The sequence below is a fragment of the Kitasatospora sp. NPDC092286 genome (assembly GCF_044755565.1).
In the GTDB taxonomy this organism is placed as follows: domain Bacteria; phylum Actinomycetota; class Actinomycetes; order Streptomycetales; family Streptomycetaceae; genus Kitasatospora.
Genome location: NZ_JBIVRD010000011.1, coordinates 217406 through 220909 on the forward strand (window position 1 = coordinate 217406; position 3504 = coordinate 220909).

The 3504-nt window shown below is 68.7% G+C and carries 2 protein-coding genes and 1 pseudogene; 2 read left to right on the plus strand and 1 reads right to left on the minus strand.

Features of this window, described 5'->3' with window-relative positions:
* Window positions 1-328 precede the first annotated feature (328 nt).
* Window positions 329-1336, plus strand: a complete 1008-nt coding sequence (locus tag ACIQIB_RS14325) for a hypothetical protein (protein WP_363613743.1) — start codon at window positions 329-331, stop codon at window positions 1334-1336.
* A gap of 88 nt (window positions 1337-1424) precedes the next feature.
* Here the strand turns inward: ACIQIB_RS14325 and ACIQIB_RS14330 are convergent.
* A pseudogene (locus ACIQIB_RS14330) lies at window positions 1425-1691 on the minus strand (DUF5360 family protein); the annotation flags it as partial.
* 50 nt (window positions 1692-1741) lie between these two features.
* Between ACIQIB_RS14330 and ACIQIB_RS14335 the strand changes: the two are divergent.
* Window positions 1742-3283, plus strand: coding sequence for a recombinase family protein (locus ACIQIB_RS14335; protein WP_400758097.1), 1542 nt, complete (start codon window positions 1742-1744; stop codon window positions 3281-3283).
* Window positions 3284-3504: the final 221 nt, after the last annotated feature.

Sequence of the window (3504 nt, forward strand, 5' to 3'; positions counted from 1 at the left end):
CCGGTTCGCGCCCCCCCCCCCCGCCCCCGCCGCCCCCCCCCCGCCCCCCCGGGGCGCCCCCCCCCCCCCCCCCCACACCCCCCCCACACCACCCCCCCCCCCCCCCGGGGGGGGGGGCCCCCCCCGCCCCCCCCCGCCGATGTGTTTCCGCACCGTTTCAAGATCGATAACCCTGCGGTCCACCTGCCGTGACCACTGTCATACGTCCGGCTGATGACGTAGCCTCTCGACCGTGCATAGGGTTCCCCACAGCTCGGTGAAGCCGCTGACGGCGCGCTCCGGCGCCGGAGCGCTCCCGCCGAACTCGCTTGGTGGGGAAGGTAACCGTATGGGCTCACAGCACCCCGGGGACGCGGCACGACTCAAACCGGCCGGACGGCGTCCCGACCCGTCCACGCCCGCGGCGGCACCGCCCGGCCCGGGCGGCAGCGGTCGGCCCGCCCCCGCCGGGGGCTTCGCCGACACCCTGCATCTGGCGATCGAGGCCAGCGGCCTCAGTCTGGACCGGATCAGGGCGGCGCTGGCCCAACGCGGTGTCAGGGTCAGTGTCACCACGCTGAGTTACTGGCGGCGCGGCCGCAGCCAGCCCGAACGGGCCAGCTCACTGCGCGCCGTCCATCTGCTGGAGGAGCTGCTCGGTCTGCCGCACAGCACCCTCTCCGCGCTGCTCGGCCCGCCCCGGCCACGCGGCCGCTGGGCCGCCGCGGCCACCATCTGCCAGCTGCGACTGGAGGACGTCTGGCCGGGCGAGCAGCAGATCGCGGACGTCTTCGCCGAGCTCGACGCCCCGCCGGTCGGCGAGTTGGAGCGGCTGAGCATCCACGACGCGTACTACGTCGACGCCGAGCGGCGCGCCAACCTGCTGCGGCTGCGCCAGGTGGTCCGCGCCACCGTCGGTGGGGTGGCCCGCTGTCTCGTCGTGCACAAGGCGGACGAGGGTGCCACCGGCTGCCCCGAGATCACCTCGGTCCGGCACGGCCGGCTCGGCCGGGTCCGCCGCCGCCCGGAGGCCGGCCTGGTGGTCGGCGAGCTGATGCTGGACCGCCCGCTCGGGCTCGGCGACAGCACGGTGTTCGAGTACGAGGTGGAGATCCCGCCCGGCGGGCCGACCATGGAGTACAGCCGCCGCTTCGCGGCCCCGGTGCGCGAGTACGTCCTCCAGGTCCACTTCGACCCGGCGGCGGTCCCGGTCCACTGCGAGCGCTACGACCGCGCCCCGGGCGAGGACGTCGACCGCCACCGCGAGCAGCTCTGGATCGGCGCCTCGGCCAGCGCCCATGTCCTCGCCCCGGACCAGCAGCCCGGCCACATCGGCATCCGCTGGGAGTGGGAGTAGCCCCGCCGTCGGCACCGCGCCACCACTGCCACCACTGCCACCACCACCGCCCCGGCCGCCACCGCCCCGTCGCGGCCGGGCCCCGCCGCTACCGCCCGGCCGCAGCCGTCCGCCGCACGAGGTGCACCATCCCGGGCACCGGGAACAGCAGCAGGAACAGGTTCGGCAGCCACCACGCGAGCGAGTAGTCCCCCCGCAACGCCCAGAACGCCACCGCCTGGAGCCCCGCCGTGCTGGTCAGCGCGAGCGAGACCAGCATCAGCGGCTGCGCACGGCCCGCGAGGCCGCGCCGGCCGAGCCGCAGCGCGGTCAGCCCGGTGACGCTGGCCAGCACGTCCAGCAGGACGAACGAGTAGTTCCAGTCGCTGAGCGGCTACTTGTGTAGAACACACTCAGGAGCCGACCATGGCGGATGTGCTAGTCAGCGAGTACGACGGATGCGGCAAGTGCGTCATAGGGACACTGCGCCTCTCTCGCAAGACGGATAAGACCAACTCACCGGCCAAGCAACGAGGACAGATCCTGTCCAGGGTCGCGGCCGTGGGTGCGCACGTGATCGCGTGGGCTGAAGACCTTGAGGTTTCCGGTGCCACAGACCCCATGACCCGCCCCGGACTTGGCCCATGGCTGCGCGGCGAGCTTGGCCCCTACAGCGGGATTGCTGCGGCTACCGTTGACCGCGTCGGCCGAAATGTCCGCGACACTCTCAATACGCAGGACATGCTGACCAGGCAAGACCGAATCATCATTACGGCCGATCATGATGGAATCTGGGACTTTGGGGACCCAGCTCAAGAGAATGAGTGGATCATGAAGGCGTGGGGGTCCCAGATGGAACTACGCGCCATTCAGAAGCGAAACAAAGACGAGTCCGAACGCGCACGCCGGGCCGGACAGCCGAAGCAGGCCCCCAGCTACGGCTACCGGTACGTAAGGCTGCACCCTAACGGACCCATTGATCACGTGGAAATTGATCCGATCGCCGCTGAAATCATCAGGGGAGTTGCGCAGCGCATCCTCAGCGATGAGACGGGCAAGATCACGTGGTCCACAGAAGCGGCCAGGCTGACGCGGGCCGGAGTCGCGTCACCTCGCGACCGGCGTGCCGAAATGTACGGCAAGCCGATTAAGGGGGCGCGCTGGACGCCGGATTCTCTGAGGGTAATTCTCACCAGTGAAGCCGCCCTAGGGTACCTAATGCACAGTGGACGCCCAGTGATTGGCAGTAACGGGCGTCCCGTCAAACTCGCTGATCCGCTGTGGGATTCCGCGACCCGAAACGCGCTGCTTGCCAAAGCGGGATCACCGAAGAAGGGCCGCGCGCCCAGCGGTGTTCACCTACTTTCCAGCAGGATCACGTGCGGGACGTGCACCGAAGCGATTCGGGCGTTTGGTCCGGCCGGCCCGTCGGGGGATTACGGCTGCACTGGCCGACTCCGAGGGTTGCCCGGGTCTGCTGACTGCCGACCGGCGCCATTCATCATGCGGTCGATTCTGGATTCAGCCGTTGAAACGTGGTTCCTCTCCCGTTTTGGAGAAGGCCAAGTGATGGAACGGCGGTTCGATCCTGGCACCGGGTACGCAGCGCAGATCAAGACTTTGCAGGACGACCGGAAGCGTCTACGCGACGACCGAAATGCAGGGCTGTACGACGAGCCTGATGATGAAGAGTGGTACCGGACGGAGTATGCGCGGATGGGACAGGAAATTCGGAGGCTGAAGGAACTTCCGGACCGGCCCCCAGCCATGCGCCTCATGCCTACCGGGCGCACGATTGGCGATGATTGGCGAGCCGCTTCCGACAATGCCGCACGACGCGAAATCCTGATCGAGTACGGCGTCAGTGTGACTCTCTTCCCGCAGAAGGCGTCGAACCGATACGTGATCACGGCAAGCGTTAGCCCGTTCGCCGCTACTGATTTGGACCCAGGATCTGACCACGCGTAGCGGCACGAGACGGCCCCGGATGGAATGAGCCATCCGGGGCCGCTGTGGTGTCAGGACCGAAGTGCCAGCGTGGGCAGGGCATAGCGCACGATCCGGCCGGTAAGGGTGGTGACGTTTTGCGCTCTGAGAGGGCGGTTCGAGAGTTGATGTCCGTTTCGAGTTGAGGTTGGGGAGAGGGCTGCTGGCTGCGGGGGTTCGGTCGGCTACTGCTTCTTGGTGAA

Coding starts and splice junctions, on each gene's coding strand:
- ACIQIB_RS14325 (WP_363613743.1), top strand. CDS start 329: ATGGGCTCACAGCACCCCGGGGACGCGGCACGACTCAAACCGGCCGGA.
- ACIQIB_RS14335 (WP_400758097.1), top strand. CDS start 1,742: ATGGCGGATGTGCTAGTCAGCGAGTACGACGGATGCGGCAAGTGCGTC.